25 protein-coding genes are annotated in these 16,895 nt (G+C 68.6%); 5 read left to right on the plus strand and 20 right to left on the minus strand.

Annotated features, from left to right (window positions below; genetic code table 11):
* Positions 1 to 518 precede the first annotated feature (518 nt).
* The 20 genes from HS045_RS33850 to HS045_RS33945 form a co-directional block, all read right to left on the minus strand.
* Positions 519 to 1,067 carry a hypothetical protein gene (locus HS045_RS33850; RefSeq protein ID WP_196455725.1) on the minus strand — a complete coding sequence of 183 codons (549 nt, stop codon included), beginning with the start codon at positions 1,065 to 1,067 and terminating at the stop codon, positions 519 to 521.
* Positions 1,064 to 3,733 carry a DUF927 domain-containing protein gene (locus HS045_RS33855; protein WP_196455726.1) on the minus strand — a complete coding sequence of 890 codons (2,670 nt, stop codon included), beginning with the start codon at positions 3,731 to 3,733 and terminating at the stop codon, positions 1,064 to 1,066. The genes HS045_RS33850 and HS045_RS33855 overlap by 4 nt, the downstream gene beginning before the upstream one ends.
* Before the next feature lie 366 nt (positions 3,734 to 4,099).
* On the minus strand, positions 4,100 to 4,318 hold the full coding sequence (locus HS045_RS33860) for a hypothetical protein (protein ID WP_196455727.1): 219 nt from the start codon (positions 4,316 to 4,318) through the stop codon (positions 4,100 to 4,102).
* A gap of 21 nt (positions 4,319 to 4,339) precedes the next feature.
* On the minus strand, positions 4,340 to 4,609 hold the full coding sequence (locus tag HS045_RS33865; protein ID WP_196455728.1) for a hypothetical protein: 270 nt from the start codon (positions 4,607 to 4,609) through the stop codon (positions 4,340 to 4,342).
* Positions 4,606 to 4,992 (minus strand): hypothetical protein, encoded by a 387-nt coding sequence (locus HS045_RS33870; protein WP_196455729.1) that lies wholly within the window; start codon positions 4,990 to 4,992, stop codon positions 4,606 to 4,608. Before HS045_RS33870 ends, HS045_RS33865 begins: the two co-directional genes overlap by 4 nt.
* Before the next feature lie 169 nt (positions 4,993 to 5,161).
* Positions 5,162 to 6,175 (minus strand): hypothetical protein, encoded by a 1,014-nt coding sequence (locus HS045_RS33875; protein WP_196455730.1) that lies wholly within the window; start codon positions 6,173 to 6,175, stop codon positions 5,162 to 5,164.
* Positions 6,175 to 6,516 (minus strand): hypothetical protein, encoded by a 342-nt coding sequence (locus tag HS045_RS33880; RefSeq protein WP_196455731.1) that lies wholly within the window; start codon positions 6,514 to 6,516, stop codon positions 6,175 to 6,177. The genes HS045_RS33875 and HS045_RS33880 overlap by 1 nt, the downstream gene beginning before the upstream one ends.
* A gap of 40 nt (positions 6,517 to 6,556) precedes the next feature.
* Entirely contained in the window at positions 6,557 to 6,955 is a 399-nt protein-coding gene (locus HS045_RS33885; RefSeq protein ID WP_196455732.1) for a hypothetical protein, read from the minus strand.
* Between the two features lie 111 nt (positions 6,956 to 7,066).
* On the minus strand, positions 7,067 to 7,801 hold the full coding sequence (locus tag HS045_RS33890) for a transglycosylase SLT domain-containing protein (protein ID WP_196455733.1): 735 nt from the start codon (positions 7,799 to 7,801) through the stop codon (positions 7,067 to 7,069).
* A gap of 9 nt (positions 7,802 to 7,810) precedes the next feature.
* Positions 7,811 to 8,188, minus strand: a complete 378-nt coding sequence (locus HS045_RS33895; protein ID WP_196455734.1) for a hypothetical protein — start codon at positions 8,186 to 8,188, stop codon at positions 7,811 to 7,813.
* A gap of 10 nt (positions 8,189 to 8,198) precedes the next feature.
* Complete coding sequence (locus HS045_RS33900; RefSeq protein ID WP_230885265.1) at positions 8,199 to 8,966, minus strand: fibronectin type III domain-containing protein; 768 nt, start codon at positions 8,964 to 8,966, stop codon at positions 8,199 to 8,201.
* On the minus strand, positions 8,966 to 9,799 hold the full coding sequence (locus tag HS045_RS33905; protein WP_196455736.1) for a hypothetical protein: 834 nt from the start codon (positions 9,797 to 9,799) through the stop codon (positions 8,966 to 8,968). Before HS045_RS33905 ends, HS045_RS33900 begins: the two co-directional genes overlap by 1 nt.
* Before the next feature lie 4 nt (positions 9,800 to 9,803).
* Complete coding sequence (locus tag HS045_RS33910) at positions 9,804 to 9,962, minus strand: hypothetical protein (RefSeq protein ID WP_196455737.1); 159 nt, start codon at positions 9,960 to 9,962, stop codon at positions 9,804 to 9,806.
* Positions 9,963 to 9,966: 4 nt separating this feature from the next.
* Positions 9,967 to 10,230, minus strand: coding sequence for a hypothetical protein (locus HS045_RS33915; RefSeq protein ID WP_230885262.1), 264 nt, complete (start codon positions 10,228 to 10,230; stop codon positions 9,967 to 9,969).
* Entirely contained in the window at positions 10,223 to 10,825 is a 603-nt protein-coding gene (locus HS045_RS33920) for an NlpC/P60 family protein (protein WP_196455739.1), read from the minus strand. The genes HS045_RS33915 and HS045_RS33920 overlap by 8 nt, the downstream gene beginning before the upstream one ends.
* A gap of 263 nt (positions 10,826 to 11,088) precedes the next feature.
* The gene (locus HS045_RS33925) at positions 11,089 to 11,295 is read right to left on the minus strand and encodes a hypothetical protein (RefSeq protein ID WP_196455740.1); all 207 of its coding nucleotides are present in this window, start codon (positions 11,293 to 11,295) and stop codon (positions 11,089 to 11,091) included.
* A gap of 34 nt (positions 11,296 to 11,329) precedes the next feature.
* Positions 11,330 to 12,400 carry a hypothetical protein gene (locus HS045_RS33930; RefSeq protein ID WP_196455741.1) on the minus strand — a complete coding sequence of 357 codons (1,071 nt, stop codon included), beginning with the start codon at positions 12,398 to 12,400 and terminating at the stop codon, positions 11,330 to 11,332.
* 129 nt (positions 12,401 to 12,529) lie between these two features.
* Positions 12,530 to 13,258: a hypothetical protein gene (locus HS045_RS33935; RefSeq protein WP_196455742.1), complete on the minus strand. Its 729-nt coding sequence runs from the start codon at positions 13,256 to 13,258 to the stop codon at positions 12,530 to 12,532.
* A 2-nt stretch (positions 13,259 to 13,260) separates the two neighbouring features.
* The gene (locus HS045_RS33940; protein WP_196455743.1) at positions 13,261 to 13,863 is read right to left on the minus strand and encodes a hypothetical protein; all 603 of its coding nucleotides are present in this window, start codon (positions 13,861 to 13,863) and stop codon (positions 13,261 to 13,263) included.
* 372 nt (positions 13,864 to 14,235) lie between these two features.
* Positions 14,236 to 14,409, minus strand: a complete 174-nt coding sequence (locus HS045_RS33945; protein WP_196455744.1) for a hypothetical protein — start codon at positions 14,407 to 14,409, stop codon at positions 14,236 to 14,238.
* Between the two features lie 144 nt (positions 14,410 to 14,553).
* Here HS045_RS33945 and HS045_RS33950 point away from each other — a divergent pair, with 144 nt between their 5' ends.
* The 5 genes from HS045_RS33950 to HS045_RS33970 all read left to right on the plus strand — a co-directional run bounded on the left by HS045_RS33950 (position 14,554) and on the right by HS045_RS33970 (position 16,484).
* Complete coding sequence (locus HS045_RS33950; protein ID WP_196455745.1) at positions 14,554 to 14,844, plus strand: hypothetical protein; 291 nt, start codon at positions 14,554 to 14,556, stop codon at positions 14,842 to 14,844.
* The gene (locus HS045_RS33955) at positions 14,837 to 15,043 is read left to right on the plus strand and encodes a hypothetical protein (protein WP_196455746.1); all 207 of its coding nucleotides are present in this window, start codon (positions 14,837 to 14,839) and stop codon (positions 15,041 to 15,043) included. The genes HS045_RS33950 and HS045_RS33955 overlap by 8 nt, the downstream gene beginning before the upstream one ends.
* Positions 15,040 to 15,246, plus strand: coding sequence for a hypothetical protein (locus HS045_RS33960; protein WP_196455747.1), 207 nt, complete (start codon positions 15,040 to 15,042; stop codon positions 15,244 to 15,246). Before HS045_RS33955 ends, HS045_RS33960 begins: the two co-directional genes overlap by 4 nt.
* Positions 15,243 to 15,710: a hypothetical protein gene (locus HS045_RS33965; RefSeq protein ID WP_196455748.1), complete on the plus strand. Its 468-nt coding sequence runs from the start codon at positions 15,243 to 15,245 to the stop codon at positions 15,708 to 15,710. The genes HS045_RS33960 and HS045_RS33965 overlap by 4 nt, the downstream gene beginning before the upstream one ends.
* A gap of 453 nt (positions 15,711 to 16,163) precedes the next feature.
* Entirely contained in the window at positions 16,164 to 16,484 is a 321-nt protein-coding gene (locus HS045_RS33970) for a hypothetical protein (protein ID WP_196455749.1), read from the plus strand.
* Positions 16,485 to 16,895: the final 411 nt, after the last annotated feature.

A 16,895-nucleotide genomic window follows, 5' to 3' on the forward strand; every position in this document is an offset into this window, starting at 1 on the left:
CTGGTGGCTTCGCCACGTTAATGCGCCGCTTCGCGGGCATTTAAAACCATGTTGTTTCACATGTGAATTGCGCTTCGCGCATTCTCTACAAACTAAATGCACATTCCTATTCGAGCCATTCCGCGAACGTGCATAGCGCGTATGTGAGGATCACACAAAAGAGGATTACGCCGAATCTTATTACGCGCAATTCGATCTCTTTGCATTTCTGCATTTCTCGATCGAGGCGCTCTAGATATTCATCGAATGATTCCATGTCATTCCCAGAATAAGGGGCCGGCCCCGGATTGTGATTGATTCCCCCAACACTCGAACCCGAAAATCGAGTTTGGCAATCACATACGGCATTTTGCCGAATCCGGGGCCGGAGCTAATGGGGCTCCCCCATTCCCTAAAGGAGTTCACCTGTCCTTGAACGGAATGGGGGCCGGTCCTCACCGCGGGTGAGCACGCCCCCCGCTTTTCAATCCGCACTGATCACGGGGGGCGTGGTCCCAGTTGACCCGGGATCGAGCGTACTACTCGATTTCGGGCGGGGACAGGTAGGACGTGATCTCCAATGTGCCCTCCGGCACGCCGTACGCTTCCATGACCCCGTCATCCAGGAGGGCCGCGGCCCGTCCGTACTCGCCCTCTTGGACCAGGTCCGCGGCGGCCTCCAGGGCGGTCTTCAGGATGCCCTGTGCGGGCCTGTCCCCGATGTTGCGGGGCCTGGGGTCCATCACGCCGTACCGGCCCTTCACGGGGCTCTTGGAGCGCACCCGGACCTTCCCGGCCTTGACCTTCCGGGCGGCCCGGAGCTTGTTCGCGGCGCGCCGGTTGCGGGCCACGGCGATCAGCTCCGCCGCGCGGCCCGGGTTGCGCCGGGTCGGGTCACTGCTCTGGTTGGTCCGCCCCTCCGCGCGAGCGATCCACCGTTCGGCCGTACGGCGCTGGACGCTGAAGGCGTCCGCGAGCACGTCCGCGGCCTTCCCGCCCAGGACCGCGCGGACCTCCAGGACGGCGGCCTGCCATGTGGTGATCTCTCCGCCCAGGCCGCGGAGGTAGTCGGCCATGTCCTGGCTCATGCGGCGTCAACTCCCCGGTGCTGGTGGTCGAGGTCGGAGACCACGTCACGGACTCCGGCCACGGAGCCGGCGGCCACCTGCTCCGCGAGCGTGGTCCGGATCGGCTCCCCGCCGCGGATGATCGTGGCCGGGCGGTCCGTCCGGCCGATCTTGCCGACCTTCCACTTCCCGGCCTGGGGGGAGATCGTGAGGCCCTTGACCGTCTGGTTGTCATCCAGCAGGAAGTACGCCATGTCCGCGTGCGTGGCGAAGGCCGAAGGCTGGCACTTGTCCAGCGCGCGGAGCATGTTGACCCTGGCCAGGGAGAGGAGCTGGTCCGACCAGTCCGGCCGCTTCGTCAGGCCGCGGTTGAACTGCTCCGACCGGAGGTAGCCGCCCAGGAAGGCGGCGTACATCAGCTTGACCGCGTGCAGGGCCATCCGGGAGGGGAGGTCCGGCCGGGCCGCGAGCACGTCCCGCGCGGTGCTCACCGTCTTGCCCCACGCCTGGAGCCACCGGCGGTGCTCCCACCACACGTAGCCCACGGGTTCGACCACCAGGTGCCCGCGCTCCGCGAGGTAAGCCGCGGTCGGGTGAGCGATCCACGTCCCGGCCTCCAGGACGCCCGCGCGGCCGATGGCGTGGTCTTCGGCCAGCTGCACATACCCCGGGTGCTTGAAGTGGGCCTTAGCCTCCCGGAGGTCCGTGAAGCGGAGGCCGGCGACTTGCTCCGCCTCCCCGGTGCCCAGCTCGATCGAGCGGCACACCGCGAGGAACTGGGCGTTGACGTCCGCGCCCATGACCCACCCGTGGCGCTCGACATGCGCCCCGGTGTCCACGTAGTTGAAGATCCGGGCCACGTTCATCTCCTCCAGGCCCGGGAGCCCGCCGCGCTCCAGCTCCGGAATGGAGCCGTGCTGGGCCTGGAGCTTGTGGAAGAGGAGCTGTCCGGCAATCGCGCTGGTGCCGATGTGCCGGAGGCCCCCCGTGGCCGTCTGGAAGGTCCGCAGGGCCGCCAGGATCTCCTCTGGGGTGGCCTCCGGCCACTGCTCCAGGATCAGGCCGGAGAACTGCCTCCACTCCTCCGCGTCCTCCTCCGGGGCGGAGTTGGAGACGGAGCGCAGAGGCCGCCGGGGGCGTGTCACTGCCGAACCAGTGACACCGGCCGCCGGGGGGCCGCTTCGCGCGCCTGTGGCGACCCTACCGTCACTGTCAAGCGCAGGACCAGTGACACCCCCGTTGACCTGGGAAGATGCCGCCGGAACGGCCGGTGTCACTGGTCGTGTCACTGGGGATGTCACTGGTTGCGCGGGGACCAGTGACGGGTTCCATGCCGTCTGACCTGGGATGACACTGGTGTCACTGGTGTCACTGGTCGGAGGGACGTTCTCCGGAGAATTTTCTCCGTCCGTCTCCAGGAGGACCGCGTACACGTCCACGCGGCGACCGGCCGCCCGGATCTGCCGGCGGTGCTGGGTCGCCTGGGAGATCAGCCGCGGGGGGCTCATTTGCTTCAGGTCCCGGAGGCCCACGCGGGTGTCCGTGAGGCCGTAGGCCGCGGCGATGGCCGCGAGCTTGGACGTGATCACGTAGACCATGGGCTCCTCCCAGAACCCCTCCACGGTGGGCATGGGGCGGTCTGAGGCGGTCAGGGCGGCCTCATACTCCGTCCGGGAGGGGAAGGCCCCGGGTCGGGCCGCGAGCGTCTGCCGGAGGGCCTCCAGGAGCCTCTCTCCGGCGGAGACGCCCGCCTCCTTCAGCTCCGCCTTCAGGGCCGCGAGGATCTCCCGGGCGGCGTACAGGGCCGCCTCCGCGAGCGGCGCGCCGCCCAGGATGGCCGCCCCCGCCACGCCCAGGGCCAGGTTCTCCATGATCGTTTCTTCGGTGCCCCCGTCGATCTCCCCGCGGAGGAGTTCCTCCGCCTGGTCCACCGCGGCGCGCATGGTCACGATCGGCACGGACCGGAAGGTCCCGTAGTTCGAGCGCGCCCAGGACTTGACCCACTTGGACGCCTGGGAGGTGCTGACCACGGGGGAGGCGATCTCCACGACCCGGGCGGCCACCTCCGGCTGAGGGAGCATCCCCAGGATCGAGTCGTTGCCGGTGCTGAACAGGACGCCGTACCACGGCGCGCTGTCCTTCCGCCGGCCTCCCCGGGTCGAGCGGAGGCGGGAGTTCCCCTCCACCGTGGAGAAGATCAGCTTCCGGATCTGGGACGGGGTCATGCCCGCGGCGTGGAGGTCATCCAGGAACACCGGCAGGACGCTCAACTCCCCCAGGGCCGCCGTGAGGCCGTTCGTGGTCGTGTTCCACGGCAGGATGACGCCCCGGGGCCGCGGCTTGCCCCACAGGGAGGCCGCGGTCTCCAGGCCGGTGCTCTTGCCCTGGCGGGGGTCGCCGGTGATGTGGCACCAGAACGGTTGCCGTTGAAGCGGTTCGATGTACGGCGCGCCGAAGGACAGGCCCACGATCAGGGCCAACTTCGGGTTGTCCGCGGCGATGGGGAACAGCTCCCCCAGCTCCGCGCCGGTCCGGTCGCCGTAGCCGGGCGGCATCAGGTCCGGGTCGGACAGGACCAGGGAGTCTCCGTCCCAGAACGGGGCCGCCACGGTCTGGGGCTTGGAGGCGGCCTGGTGCCGGACGATGATCGCCAGGGCGGAGGCCACCGTCTTGTCATCGTGGCCCACGGCCTCCGGGAATCGGTCCCACGCTTCGCCCGTTCGGAGTTCTTCTGAGGTGACCGTGTCGTGGTGGCCGTTTACTTCCACCGTGTAGCTAGCGCTGGTGATTTTGCCCCTGCTGTCCTTCGTCACGATGTACCGGTGAACGATGGGGCACCAGTCGATTACAGAGACGTCGGATCGGTTTTCACCAGTACCGACCGTCTTATTGACTCCTGATGAGCTGTAAGTCCACGAAGGCTTACCGGGCACCTGTGTTGGAGGAATCAATGGTTGCTATCCTCTCCGTACGCGATATGTGGACGGGACCACGCTGATTTAGTCCGTCCGAAGGAAGTGCGAAGGCCCGACCGGTGACCGCCGGTCGGGCCTTCAGTTCGTGGAGCCCACGTCTTCGGCCACGGCGGTCATCGCCTCCAGTGCCTCCAGCCCCAGGGACAGCGCGAGTCGCGTAGTCGCCGTTTGCGTGAGATCGAGCCGCTTCGTCTGCTGGACGATGCGGGCTTTCATGCGCTTCGTGATCTTGAAGTTGAGCGTCTCGGAGAACGCGGACTCTCCGGCGTGCTCTTCTGGCTCTAAGTGATCGTTCATGGGTGGAACGCTACCACTTGACTACCGGCTGGACTGTCTCCGGGTAGGAGGTGCCGGTCCGTTCCGTAGCTCTTCCACGGAGGTCTCCAGCGCGGAGATCCGGGCCGGGACGGAGGGGATGGCCTTGTGCCCGGGTCGGGCCGGCTGTCCATTCCAGTCGTCCAGGAAGTCAGCCACCCGGCACCAGCCCCGCCGGAGCGCTCGCGCCGCCCGCCACAGGAGCACCAGGGCCGCCAGGACCAGCCCCAGGGCCGCGAAGGCGTCCACCACGGGGGCCTTCGTGAGCATCACCGACCGCCGAACCAGCGCTTGGAGCCGTAGCGCGGGGAGGAGCTGGAAGGGGTCGCCGGCGGGTTCTCCGCCTCCTCCTTCTTCTCCTTCTCCGGCTCCTGGTCGCTCTTGCGCTCCGGCGTCAGGGACTCCTCCTCCGGCTCCGGCTCCTTGGGGGCCAGGGCCGCGAACCCCTGGCGCATCTCCTCCCGGAGGGCCTCCACTTCGGCGCGAGCGTCCCAGGCGGTCTCCGCCGCGGAGACCGCCGTGGAGACGGCCGACTCCGCCACGGCCTGGGCGGCCTCCGCATCCTGGGCGGCCTCCTGGGCCTCCTCCTCCGCGGTCTCCGCCCGTACCTTCGCTTCCCCCGCGGCCAGGGCCGCCTCTACTGCTCCTTCACTCACCGGAGTCCCCCTCCTGGTCCGCGAGTCGCGCCGCGAGCGCGTCCCGTTCCTGTGTAGCAATTTCCAGTGCGATCGTTAGCCGCACGTTTTCACCTGTTGCCAAAGCGAGACGCCGCGCGTATTCGTCTAGCACCCGCTGGGCAGAGATGGCACCGGCCACCAGGACCTCCTACAGGCTCCCGATCTTGTCAGCGTCTCCGCATTTCTCGATTGTGAGAAAGTACGCATTGTTTACTGCGACGTCGCACGCTCCGGCCCCGACCGCTCGCGCCGCAGAGAGGTTGATGTTCGCGCTGATGCCGGTCCCGACCTGTCGCCACAGAATGCCGAAGAATTGGTTATCGAAGTTGGCACCGGTGTTTTCCACGAATCTCCGGACCGTTCCGCCCAATTGCGTTCCGCCCACGGCACCGTCCCAGAGTTTGTAGTCCAGGCGATTTCCGGCGACCGCGCTTCTCTGGTCAATGGATATCAGCGCGCGATAAACATATCCGTCTTCCAGATACACATTCTGGGCATTGGCGCCGGTGATATTCACGTCCGTTGCCACGTTTACGGCTGTAGTCGCAGTGGCCGCGGCAACCTTTCCGTCCGCTATTCGCATTCCGTAATTAGCGTCCAGCGCCAGCGCGTTTAGCAGGACTTCCCCGTACGTATAGAGCCTTCCGGCGATTCCGTCCGGGGTCGGATTCGTCATGTCGAAACCGAGTTCAAGATCCTGGGAGCCGCCGCCCGTGGCCCGCATCTTGATTGCCTCATTGAAGGGAGGACCCACCTTCAGGAAGCAGAATTCCAGGGTGCCTGTGAAGTTCTCGTACACCAGCTCCCCGATCGAGCCGCCCAGGGCCAGGGCCATGCTCTCCGTGGCCGGCTCCCCGGTGTCGAGCACCAGGCCGCCGGAGTTCCCCAGGTTGTAGCCCTGGATACGGGCCGGGGTCGAGTGCGTCCCGTCGAAGATCTCGAACATGGGCACGCCGCCCAGGACCTCCCCCAGGATGTAGGCGTTCGGCGGGGAGGGGGGCGTCCCGATAATGAGGTCTCCGCGGACTGTGACGTCATTGAATTCCGCGGAACCGTCACGGTTAATCGTCCAGCCGGAGATGCCGGGAACATAGCTCCGGGAGTGGATAGCCTCCCTTACCAGTTCGCCTCCACCGCCCACGACAGCGTTTTGAAATGCCATCACATGCCCGTGATTTCTTCACCGCGGAATGACAATGTGGCCGTGGCCCCAGCATCTCCGCCCGTCCACTGGAATCGGTACGTCTCCCCGGGCCACAGCGGAATTGCCGGAAGGTCGTTATCGGAGTCGCCGGAGGAGGCGGTGAACGTCTCGGAGACGCGCTCCCCTCCCCGGTAGAGGACTCCGGTCGCCTCCTCCGTGTTGCTGGAGACGTTCACGGAAACGCCCTGGATAAGCCATCGGGTGTTCGGTCGGGAAGGCCCGAACTGGACGGAGCCGCCGCCGGTCCCGTCCAGGGTCGTACTCCTGGTGTCCCTGATTGGAATGGTGCTCTGGGCCATCGGTTCGACTCCTGGGAATGCGGGGGGAATGGACCGCGAGTTAGTCCGCCCAGTTTTCAGCGATCACGGAGACTGTCGCCGTACCTGTCGCCGCCTGGGCGTACACCATCTCCGTGTGCTCGATCACCAGGGGGACGCCCTCCGGCCACAGGGCCGCCAGGCCGCCGCGGACCAGCTCCTTCTCTCCCACGTAGATCGCGGCCCCCGTGGCGATGATCGTGGCGCGTCGCCGGCGGAGGTCCGCCCCCAGCAGCGGGACGGGGTCCGTGTCGCTCTCGCTCGTCGAGTAGCTCCGGCTCACGCCGTGGCGGGAGGGGAGGAGCTGGACGCGCACCGGGACGCGCACCTCCCGGACGCTCACCGGCACCCGGAGGCCGCCGTCCTCCTCCAACTGCTGGACGTCCTCCAGCTCCGGCGTGGACTGCTCCTGATGGCTCACCTGGGTCTCCTGTCGATCTTGTACGTCATCCGGTTCACGTACCGGGAGACGTACGCCCCCGGGTTCACGTACCGTCCGGGACCGTCCGGGGCTGTCCGGTCCCGTCCGGGGTCATCCGGGAGCCGCCGCGCGAGCGGCCTTGCCCGGACCCACCAGGCCGACCGCCTTTCCGGCCACGCCCGCCACCTGCTTCTGTACGGGCCGGGTCACCACCGCCAGACCGACCAGGACCAGGCCGCCGCCGATGATGACCTTCATCAGCCGCACGATGTTGTTCCGGTCGGAGATCCACGCCGTGACCTTCGCGGGGAAGGCCAGGGCATCGCCCAGGGCCTCCGCCGGGCCGGCGACCGCATCCCCGACCGCCTCCGCCGCGTTGCCGACCGCCCCGCCCACCGCGTGGGCTCCCCCCTCCACCAGGCTCTCCAGCCAGTCAGGGGCCGGGGAGTCGGTGTCAAGGGACAGGTCCCACGGCCACGTCCCGCCCTCTCGCGTCTCCAGGCCGCCGGCCTCCAGCTCCCTGATCCCCGCCACGGCCTGGGGCACGTACATCAGGTACGCCTTCGACTTGTAGACGTCCCAGGGCTGCCAGTTGCGGCCCTGGCCGGAGATCGCCCAGGCCGCGCGAGCGTTGGCCGCCGGGTCCTTCATGGCCGCCGTGGTGTACTGCCGATGGACGCGCGTGTTGATCTGCCACAGGCCGACACAGCACCCCGTGGAGCTGATCACCTCCGTCCGGCCGGAGGACTCCGCGAGCGCGACCGCCGTGGCCGTGCGCAGGGCCGCGCCGCGGAATCCGGCCGCCCAGGCGTAGCCGGCGATCTGCATGGGCTTCAGCGTGGGCACGTCAGGGGCCTACGCCGCGGCGAACTCGGAGGCGTAGTCCTCCGCGCTGCTCATCTCCTCCACGGCCTCCGCGTTCCCGCCGGGCCGCGGCACGGCCACGCCCCACTCCGGGTTCACCGCGTTGGCGTGCGTGTGGAACCACGACATGGCCACCACCATCCCGCCGCCCACGATGAACACCGTCATGTCCTTGGACAGCAGGGAGATGGCCGCGACCGCCGCCGCCGCGGTCCACGCCGCCCCCTTCTCCGCGGAGGCCACGTCCGGATGATTGGCCGCCGCGGTGCGGATGTCCACGACCGGGGGGAGCGCGTTGGAGTAGATCCCGTAGACCAGCGCGCCGGTTGCCAGCGCGACCGGGAGGGAGACCTCCGGCTTGAGTCCCATGGTGCGTACCTCACTTCTTCGTCTTGACCGTCACCTGGTTGGACGGCTTGCCGTACTTCCCGTCATGGCCCACGGCCCGAACCTGGAAGGTGTAGCTGGTGTTCGCCTTCAGACCGCTGACCACATGCTGGGTGTCCTCGGAGCTGCCGATGTTCGTGCCGGCCCCCTTTCGGTACACCCGGTAGTACTCCGCCCCGGCGACCGGCGACCACGACAGCGTCACCGTGGTCTTCGTCTGGGCCGTGGTCTTCAGCCCCGCCGGGCCGGCCAGGGTCGAGCCGGAGGGGAGCGTGGGGTTCGGCGTGGTGACCGGCTCCAGCTTGATCGGATGGTCACCGGTCGGGGGCTCCCCGACCAGGGCCACGGCTTGCCGGACCAGGTCCGCCGCCGCCGCGGACAGGCCCATCCCCGCGAGGTAGCGACCGATCGCCGCGGAGGCCGCGAGCGTGTCCGCCCCCACGTCCGTCAGGGCCGCCACCGCGGCCTGTGCCCACTGGGCGTTGTTCGTGATCACCGCCGGATCGCTCACGACCGGCGGAGGAGTCTGGACTACCGGCGGCACGTAGTCGGTCCCGGGGACGCCCGTTCCGTCCTCCAGGGCCGCCTCTCCCAGCTCCTCCGCCGGGGCCTCCGCGGTGCCGGCCGCCCCCGCGCTCCCCTGGCGACCGGACCACCACACGTAGACCACGATCCCGGCGACCGCGGCCCCCCCCACGTAGACGTACTGCTTCTTCACCGGCCCGACGCCGGGGACCTTCACCGTGCCCTCCAGCGCCATCACATCCCCCAGGAGAGGTACTGGCCCACGCTGTCGGCCTCCGCCTGGTCCCCAGCGTCCACCGTCGCGTCTTCGTCCCAGGGCCGCGGCTCCCGGCGTTGCACCGGCCGGGCGATTCCGGAGGTCACCCGGGCGCGCGAGACGAACGGGCTCCCGTACGGCGAGTAGTCGCCGCCGGGGAGCGGAGTCGTCTCGTGAGCCACGTTCGCCAGGTTCGGCAGGATCGGCCGGCGGGTGTGCGTGAGGCCGGTCCTGCGCACCGTGCGGTTCGTCCACCGGCTGATCTCGTAGCCCTGGCGGGTGTAGTTGCCGGAGTGGTTCTCCTCCGGGCTCCCGGGGTTGTTCAGCCCCAGGGAGTTGAAGCCGCGGAGCGCCCGCCGGGCCTCCCCCACCGCTCCGGCCGTGGAGTCCGGGGCCGGCGGGAGGGACTGGGTCCGGGCCGTCTCGAACGTCTGGGTGTGGTCCCGGAAGACCTTCGTGGCCATGTCGTAGACCATGGCCCCCCGGTTCTGCTCCCTGGCCCGGTTGTTCTGGGCCTGGGCCTCACGGTCCGGCGTCCCGCCCGCCGGCGTGTCGAGCCCCTCGTGTCCGCGGGGCTCCTGGTCCCGGGCCGGGAGGTACGACGGCTCCCGGAGCGTCCAGAAGCCGGACCCCTCCCCGATGCTGTCCGGCAGGCCGGGCATCGGCGGGGGTTCGGCGACCAGCGTGGAGCCCAGGTCCGGGAGGTTGGGGTCCGCGTGCCGGGAGTCCACCCCGCGGCCCCAGTTCTCCCGGGTCCGGCCCTGCTCCACGTCGTAGCCAGGGGACGCCTTGAAGCTCCCCGAGATGGCCACGGCGTCAGACCTTCTTGCCGGTGCCCATGGCGGTGCTCAGGGTGCCACGGAAGAACTCCGTGCCCGCCTTGATCACCTGGGGCGTCTGCCTCTTCGGCAGGATCAGCGTCGTGACCATGGCCACGGCGATGATCCCGCCCACGAACTTCTCCAGCGTGCTCATGCCTTCACCTTCCGTTCCATGCCTTCAGGAGCGTCTCGACTGGGGCCGGGGTCTTCGGGTCCACGCGGGCCAGCAGGACCGTTGCCAGGGCTACCCAGGCCATCCCCACGGCCAGGGTCGGCGCGGGCTTCTCCAGGAGCGCGAAGGCCCCCGCGGCGAAGGCCGTGGCCACCGGCACCCGCCAGTCGATGTCACGCCCGTTCAAGATCGTTTGATTGAAGAGCGTGATCCCCCCGACCAGGAGGACCGGCCCCGTTGACCTAGCCACCGGAGGCCCTCCTGACCAGCGTGGGCCGCCCGCTCCGCGTGGTGCCGTACCGGCCGATCTGGACGCCCCCGCACCCGGTACACGGGTTGTGCCACATCGTGGTCCCGTTGATCACGATCCCCGTGTGCCCGCCGCCGGGGCCGCCCCGCCAGACCAGCACGTCTCCCGGGGCGCGCTGGGCGAAGGGCACCCCGACGCCCCAGCGCGCGAGCCCCTCCGTGGTCAGCGGGCCGCCCCGGAGCAGTCCCAGGCGCGACAGCACACAGGAGACGTAGCCGGAGCAGTCCATGGCCCGCGCGCACGGCTTGCTTCCGTGGCCGCCGCCGAACACGTACGGCGTGCCCTTGTAGGTGGCGGCCAGGGCCACGATCGAGCCCCCGCGAGCGGAGCCGGCGACCGCCGCACCGGCCCCGGCCGCCGCCCCGCCGGCGATGCTCGCGCCCACCTGGGCCACGTTCTGGGGGCCGGCCTTGACCGGCTGTCCCAGGGCCAGGGAGCGCAGTGATTCGACCAGGGTCCGGTTCTGGATACCGGACCAGATCAGCACGCCGCCCGCCGCGGCGATGGCCAGACCAGGCCCCGAGATCTCAGCCATTGAGCGACCGATCCCGGAGCACCTGGACGTACTTGAGCGCCACCGGGACGCCGTACAGCCCCAGGAGGAACCAGACCAGCGCCTTCATGGGCTATCGGATCTTCGCGATGACCATGGGCACCACGAAGGCACCGATGGCGAGCCACACCAGGCTCTTCATGTCCGGCTTCAGGATCTCCGGCATTGCTTCCCACCTCTCCACCAGGAACTTCCTGGACTCTGGGCACCCGCAGTCCGGGTGCGCTTTCCCGCACACGCGGGGCCTACTGGACGGACTCGTACACGCTCACGACGGGGAGGCCGTCGTGGTGGGTCGCTCCGGCGAAGTCGCTCCGGACCGACCGGCCATCGGCCAGGACCAGGACGTGGTTACCGGTCGCCGGCTGGGCCGCCGCCGCCTCCTCCTGGTCGGCCTGGTCGCCGTCGTGGGCCAGGTCAGGGCCGGAGTTCGGGGTGTCCTTCTTCGTCACTTCGTTCTCCCGGGTCGGGTCGTAGGGGACCGGATCAGATCGTGATCATGGCGTCATCACCACGGGCCGGGGCCACGTAGTTCGCCAGCACCACGAAGTTCGAGGCCGCGCCGAAGTTGCCGCGGAACTCCAGCCGCGAAGCGTCCGCCGTCGCGAGGTAGCCGCGGCGCGATTCCGCCCCCGGCTTCAGGCCCATGTCGAGCGTGAAGGGCAGGGGGTACACGCTGTAGTCGTAGCCGCCGGCCGTCTCCACGGAGGCCACGTATCCGTAGTCCCGGGCGATCCGGTCGCGCCACAGGGTGCGGAGCCGGTCGAACAGGATCGTGCTCTCGAACTGGAGCGTTGCCGGGTCCGGCCAGTTGCCATCGCTGGTCGAGTTCCGCAGGGAGCCCGTGGTGTAGTTGATGAACAGGAGGTTCCGGATCAGGTAGCCGAGACCCTGCTGGATCTGGATGCGCTGGTCCCCGGAGTTCACCGAGTACGTGCCCTTCGTCCAGTACTGGGTCGTCTGCATGGCCGGGGGGTTCTGGGCCAGGGGCCGGCCCTTCAGGTCGGAGGCGTCCGGCTCCCACCAGTCCTCTTGCACCATGCGAACGCGCACGCTGGGCGCGTTGGTCGGGGGCGTGCTGTAGATCGTGGCGATGGCCGACAGCCGCACCCGGACCTTGAACTTGTTCGTGCCGGACTTGTTCGGCAGGCTGCCCAGCGCGTCACGGGAGACCAGCTCCACGGGGATGCGCAGGCAGAAGTTGAAGGTGGCCGGGGTCGTGGTGCCCGTGGTCGCCGTGTAGATCGGCGACTGCTTCGGGTCGGAGCTGAAGGTGTAGCCGCCGTACTTGTTGATCAGGTACAGGTCGTAGCCGGAGAACGGCCCCACGATCGGCTTGGAGTTCGTGTCCTCCAGCGTGATCGAGTCGATCACGTTGAACGGCGCGTCGTTCGTGGCGAAGGCCACCGTGGCGACGTTGGAGGAGCTGGTGGCCTCCACCAGGACGTAGACGCCCCGGAGGAACCCCGCCGGCGGGATCTCCAGGACGGAGAGGTCCTGGGTCGAGCTGTTGAGCGTCTTCGTCTCGTCGTAGTTGATCTCTTCGTGGCTCTTCACCCCGATCCGGAAGGGGCGGGGCGGGGGGGCCGCCGCCTTACCCCCGCCCGCCGGGCGCGCCTGCACTGCCGTTCCCTGGGCCATTCTCGTCTCCCTTTCCACGCGCATAACGTGGGTCAGAGAATACTCCTACGGCCCCACAATGCACATTCTTCGGCCGGTCCTTCTTATGTACAGCCAGTGGTATTGGGGGAGCCGGGCCACGTAGTGCTTGACCACATCGGCGTCCACCCCCCCGATTTCAGCGAACCGATCCCTGGCCCGCTTATCCGGATCGTTCCCCAGGAATAGATGTTCGGCCTGGGAATAGGCCCACGTTCCGATGTGAGTTGGTTTCTGTGTCATGCACCAGACACCTAATCCCATCCCCGAACCCCGGGAATGGATTGCGGTGATCTCGCGCCCTAACTTGAGTTCCTCGATCAGGCCGTAAGTTTCATCGGCCATGACGATTGAGTTCCCCTGTTTGTATCTCCCCAGCAGTGCCTTCCGGAATTCGTGATGCATCACCGCATCATCCCTGTCCGGGTCGAACGTGTGGCGGGGCCACAGGAGGTAACCCGGGGGCGTCCCCCGCCAGATCGAGCGCAGGGGCGGCCAGACGTAGACGCGCCGGTACTCCAGGGTCTTCGCCCACTTGCTGACCTCCTTGTCCCTGGGCTTCATGACCAGGACCACGGGAGGATTGCGCAGCTCCGGGCCATGCTGGAGGAGCTGGAAGGCCAGGTACGTCTTCCCGTTCTGGGTCGGCGCGATGATCGTGACGTGGTGGCCCGCGCGGTAGTTCGCGGGCCACATCTCCGTCAGGAACTCCGCCCGCGGGATCGTCTCCAGTTCGGGGATCTCCTCACGGGCCACGGCTACGCCGCCTGGGGCTGGAGCTGGGCCATGTACTCCATGAGTTCCTCGCGCGTCAGGGTTCCCATCACGCCCGCGGGGATTACCCCGTGGTTCGCGAGGATCTGGGCGGCCATCGCCAGGAGCGGCGCGAGCACCACGCCCCACGGCCCCACGGCCATGATCCGGTCAAGGATCATTTGAAGCTGCGGGAGATCCGCGGCTCCCTCCGCGATCCCGTCCGCGACCGCGTCCGCGTGAAGCGTGATCGTGGCAGCGTCCACCATCAGCTCCGGCTTCCGCATCCCCGCCATGGCCAGGGGGGCGGCCACCATCTGGAGCATCCCGCGGATGCCCGCCCGGTAGTCCGGGCCGGCCGGGGCCTTCTTCGTGGTCGAGCTGGGCCGCGCGGCCTGGGGCCGGCTACCGGCCCGCTTGCTCCGCGGCTGCTTCGGCGCGCCGGGCTTCGGCCCCGGCTTGCCCCGCGGCTTTCCGTCCCGGGTGAACCCGTAGGGAGCATCTCCGGAATTCCCCTCCGGGGATTCCTTCAGGTCCTCCAGGATCTTCCCCGCCATCTCGAATTCGGCGGCCTCTGAATCGTGCTCCAGGAGAAGAGTGTCAGCCACGGTAGCGGGGGTTCCTTCCAATCAGCCGGGAGACGTCCTCCACCCGGTTAGGCATTATCGGGACACGCTCGTCATCCGGGTCTGTCAGACGGAACCCCGCGTCGTACAGTTTCCGGTTGAGCGCTAGGAATTGTTCGGCATCACTGGGCGGCATATCGTCATACGGAATCTTGACGTACGCGCACAGAGATTCGTGTAGCTGGTGCTCGATTGCGTCCGCGCGCTGATCGTAGGCGACCCCGTCGGAGGAGCCGTCCGCCAATCTGATAGCGGCCCACTTGCCCGCGTTGCCCGCGAGGATATGAATACGGATTGCGTCCGAACACCGATTGGCCGCATCCGAGTAACCGTGATCGTGACTTGCCTGTGACATTAGGCGGGCCTTCCCGCCGCGGCGATCATCAACGCAGTGACCGCCACAACGGCCACCAGGCCGAAGGCGATAAGGCCGACCGTCGCCACCCGTTCGACGTGATCGAGCGTCTCCCGGATCTCCGTCGTGGTGGATTCCACGGCCTCATTCGCGCGCTTGAAGGGACCTTTCATGGGGGCCACCATACGCCCGACTATTCCAATTCGGGAGGTCCGGAACTACCGTGATTCCCTTCCGCAAAAACCAGCCTGGACAGGGGCACGCTAGGTGGTAGCGTTTAGGTAGTAATCCGCACTGATCGAGAGGTGATCAGCACCATGACCGAACTCCTCCGCGGGAGTCTCACCCTGCGGACCGCCCCCGGCGTCCCGTTCACGATCTCCGGGCTGATGGACATGCACGCCCGCGCACTCATGCTCGGAATCCCCACCAACGCCCAGGTCTGGGGAATCCAGTTCGTGGAAGCGCAGGACGCCCCAGGCCGCCAGGAGGTAACTCTCCACTGGCGGATCTCCGCCCCGCCGGAGACCGGACCGCACCAGGTCACCGGCCAGGAGCCGCAGACGAACCCGTACCCGAACACCGCCCAGGAGGCCCCCCGTGTCTAGCCTTACGCCGATCGCCGCGGAGACCGTGAACCCCGACCCGACCGCGACCGCCCTCCGTCTCGCCACCCAGGCCGGGAACTACGCCCGCGCGCTGAAGGCCGGAGTTCCCCACGACCGCCGGGAGGCGGAGAGCATCCTGAAGGACGCCCGCCTCCTGGTGGAGACCCTCCAGGCCCGGGAACTCCAGGGGGACTCATGACGGAGACCACGCCCCCGGAGGACCCCCGCTCCGCGCGCCGGTCCCAGCTCAACGCCATGCCGAAGCTCCGCCTGATCGACCACTGGCGGAAGATCTCCGGCAACGGGGAGACCGCGGTCCCCCTGTCCCGGCTCCGGAAGGATGAGGTCGTGGCGCTCATCCTCGACATCGAGTTCCCCCCGCTCCCGGAGCGTCAGCAGTGAAGGAACTCCGGGGGATCTCCGCCCACGGCCTACTCCTGGGCCTGGAGGCGGAGACCCCGGAGGACCGCGCGGAGATCCTCCGCATCGTCCAGCAGATCACCAGCGAATGGGAGGAACTCCCCGAGATGAACCTTCAGGAGATCACCCGGTTGTACGGGCTCCCGGAGCACTCCGCCGCCGCCCACCTCCAGCTCCTCCGCCACCGCGTGGAGGAGTACGCCGCCGACCAGGCCCGGGGGGACGTGCCCTCCCTGCCCGTGCTGGAGAGCATCTCCGCGGCCCTGGAGGGCCTCCAGCAGGCCACCAGGGACGAACTCCGGGCCATGGGCGTGCTCCGGCACCAGGAGCCGGCCACGCTCGCGGAGGCCCCGCCCATCCCCGACCGGCTCCCCAGCGATGACCTGATTGACCAGGCCATCGCGGAGCACCAGGCCGCCGCGGAGTCCGACCATGCCCCGGCGTGAGGCCGGCCATCAGGAGGAGGCCCGCGTGACCCTCTGGCAGTTCCTGTTCTGGGACTGGGACCTCCGCCTGGTCTTCGCCGTGGCCTCTGTCCTCGACCGGCTCGACCGCCTCCGGCACCGCCGGAGCTGACCAGCTCGACCCGAAGGCCCCCGTGGTGCCCCCGCGGGGGCCTTCGGCGTCCCCGGGGTCCGTTACCTACCGTTAATTCCCCCCATATGCCACATACCGGGGCCAATGTATTTATTTCGGTCCCCCTCCTGGTCCGAGTAACGTTCTAGGGGTTACTCTCGATATCCGATTCCGGCCGATGAACTCCGGGGGCACCTCACCGCCTCCAGGGGGAATAGCCGGTGCGGCAGTCCAATCTAATTCCCGAATTTCAAGGCGCACATTCCCCTGACCTGGGGGAACGTTCCAACGAAAGCCGGGATTTCTATATTCGGGAGATCCCAATGAACCTACTGGCCGAAGGCCGGAAGGCACTGGTGGCCCTGGCCATCGCCGCGGGAGGCGGCCTGGTCACCGCCCTGGGGCCGCAGAGCCCCGGCGCGGACACCGTGACCGGCACTGAGTGGCTCCTGGTCCTGGGCCTGGGCCTGGTGGCCGCGGGGAGCGTCTGGGTCACGCCGAACAAGACCAGCCCCGCCCAGCGCGCCCGCATCCTCGCGGAGCAGCGCGCCGCGGAGGCCGGCCCCTGGGCCGCCCCCACCGAAGGCCCGTGGACGGCCTCCAGGCCGCCCAGGGAGCCCCGCCACCGCAACCGCCCCGAGTAGAGCCCGCCCCCTGCTCCGCAACCCCCATGGCGGAGCAGGGGGCGTGAGCCGCGGTCCGTCCGGAGGCCCCCCGGCACCACCCGCCGGTCCGGGCGGACCGCGGCTCCACCACCAGCTCCCCGCCGCGGCTTACTGCGGCCCCGCGGCGGGGACTCGATCCGGCCCCGCGCGTCAGGGGTGCGTGTGGCCGGCCATTCCTACCCCCCCGGGGCACCCCTGGTTCCCCGGGGGGGTAGACGAAACCGGACACGCCACCCAACTCGCCCACACCGCACGAAGTACGGCGAGTAGACTGGAATCGGACGCACCGCCCACACGGGATAACTGCGGACAGGGTTCGCGCTTCGCGCACAAACGGATTCCGTGGCTCAATGCCCGCGTAGCGGTGCATTTACGTGGCAAAGCCACCAG

Source organism: Planomonospora sp. ID82291 (genome assembly GCF_015711645.1).
GTDB lineage: Bacteria > Actinomycetota > Actinomycetes > Streptosporangiales > Streptosporangiaceae > Planomonospora.

Bases quoted from the DNA above. Each gene is read 5' to 3' on its own strand.
- HS045_RS33850 (WP_196455725.1), bottom strand. From the start codon at position 1,067: ATGAGCCAGGACATGGCCGACTACCTCCGCGGCCTGGGCGGAGAGATC.
- HS045_RS33860 (WP_196455727.1), bottom strand. From the start codon at position 4,318: ATGAACGATCACTTAGAGCCAGAAGAGCACGCCGGAGAGTCCGCGTTC.
- HS045_RS33875 (WP_196455730.1), bottom strand. From the start codon at position 6,175: ATGGCATTTCAAAACGCTGTCGTGGGCGGTGGAGGCGAACTGGTAAGG.
- HS045_RS33880 (WP_196455731.1), bottom strand. From the start codon at position 6,516: ATGGCCCAGAGCACCATTCCAATCAGGGACACCAGGAGTACGACCCTG.
- HS045_RS33895 (WP_196455734.1), bottom strand. From the start codon at position 8,188: ATGGGACTCAAGCCGGAGGTCTCCCTCCCGGTCGCGCTGGCAACCGGC.
- HS045_RS33900 (WP_230885265.1), bottom strand. From the start codon at position 8,966: ATGGCGCTGGAGGGCACGGTGAAGGTCCCCGGCGTCGGGCCGGTGAAG.
- HS045_RS33910 (WP_196455737.1), bottom strand. From the start codon at position 9,962: ATGAGCACGCTGGAGAAGTTCGTGGGCGGGATCATCGCCGTGGCCATG.
- HS045_RS33920 (WP_196455739.1), bottom strand. From the start codon at position 10,825: ATGGCTGAGATCTCGGGGCCTGGTCTGGCCATCGCCGCGGCGGGCGGC.
- HS045_RS33945 (WP_196455744.1), bottom strand. From the start codon at position 14,409: ATGAAAGGTCCCTTCAAGCGCGCGAATGAGGCCGTGGAATCCACCACG.
- HS045_RS33950 (WP_196455745.1), top strand. From the start codon at position 14,554: ATGACCGAACTCCTCCGCGGGAGTCTCACCCTGCGGACCGCCCCCGGC.
- HS045_RS33960 (WP_196455747.1), top strand. From the start codon at position 15,040: ATGACGGAGACCACGCCCCCGGAGGACCCCCGCTCCGCGCGCCGGTCC.
- HS045_RS33970 (WP_196455749.1), top strand. From the start codon at position 16,164: ATGAACCTACTGGCCGAAGGCCGGAAGGCACTGGTGGCCCTGGCCATC.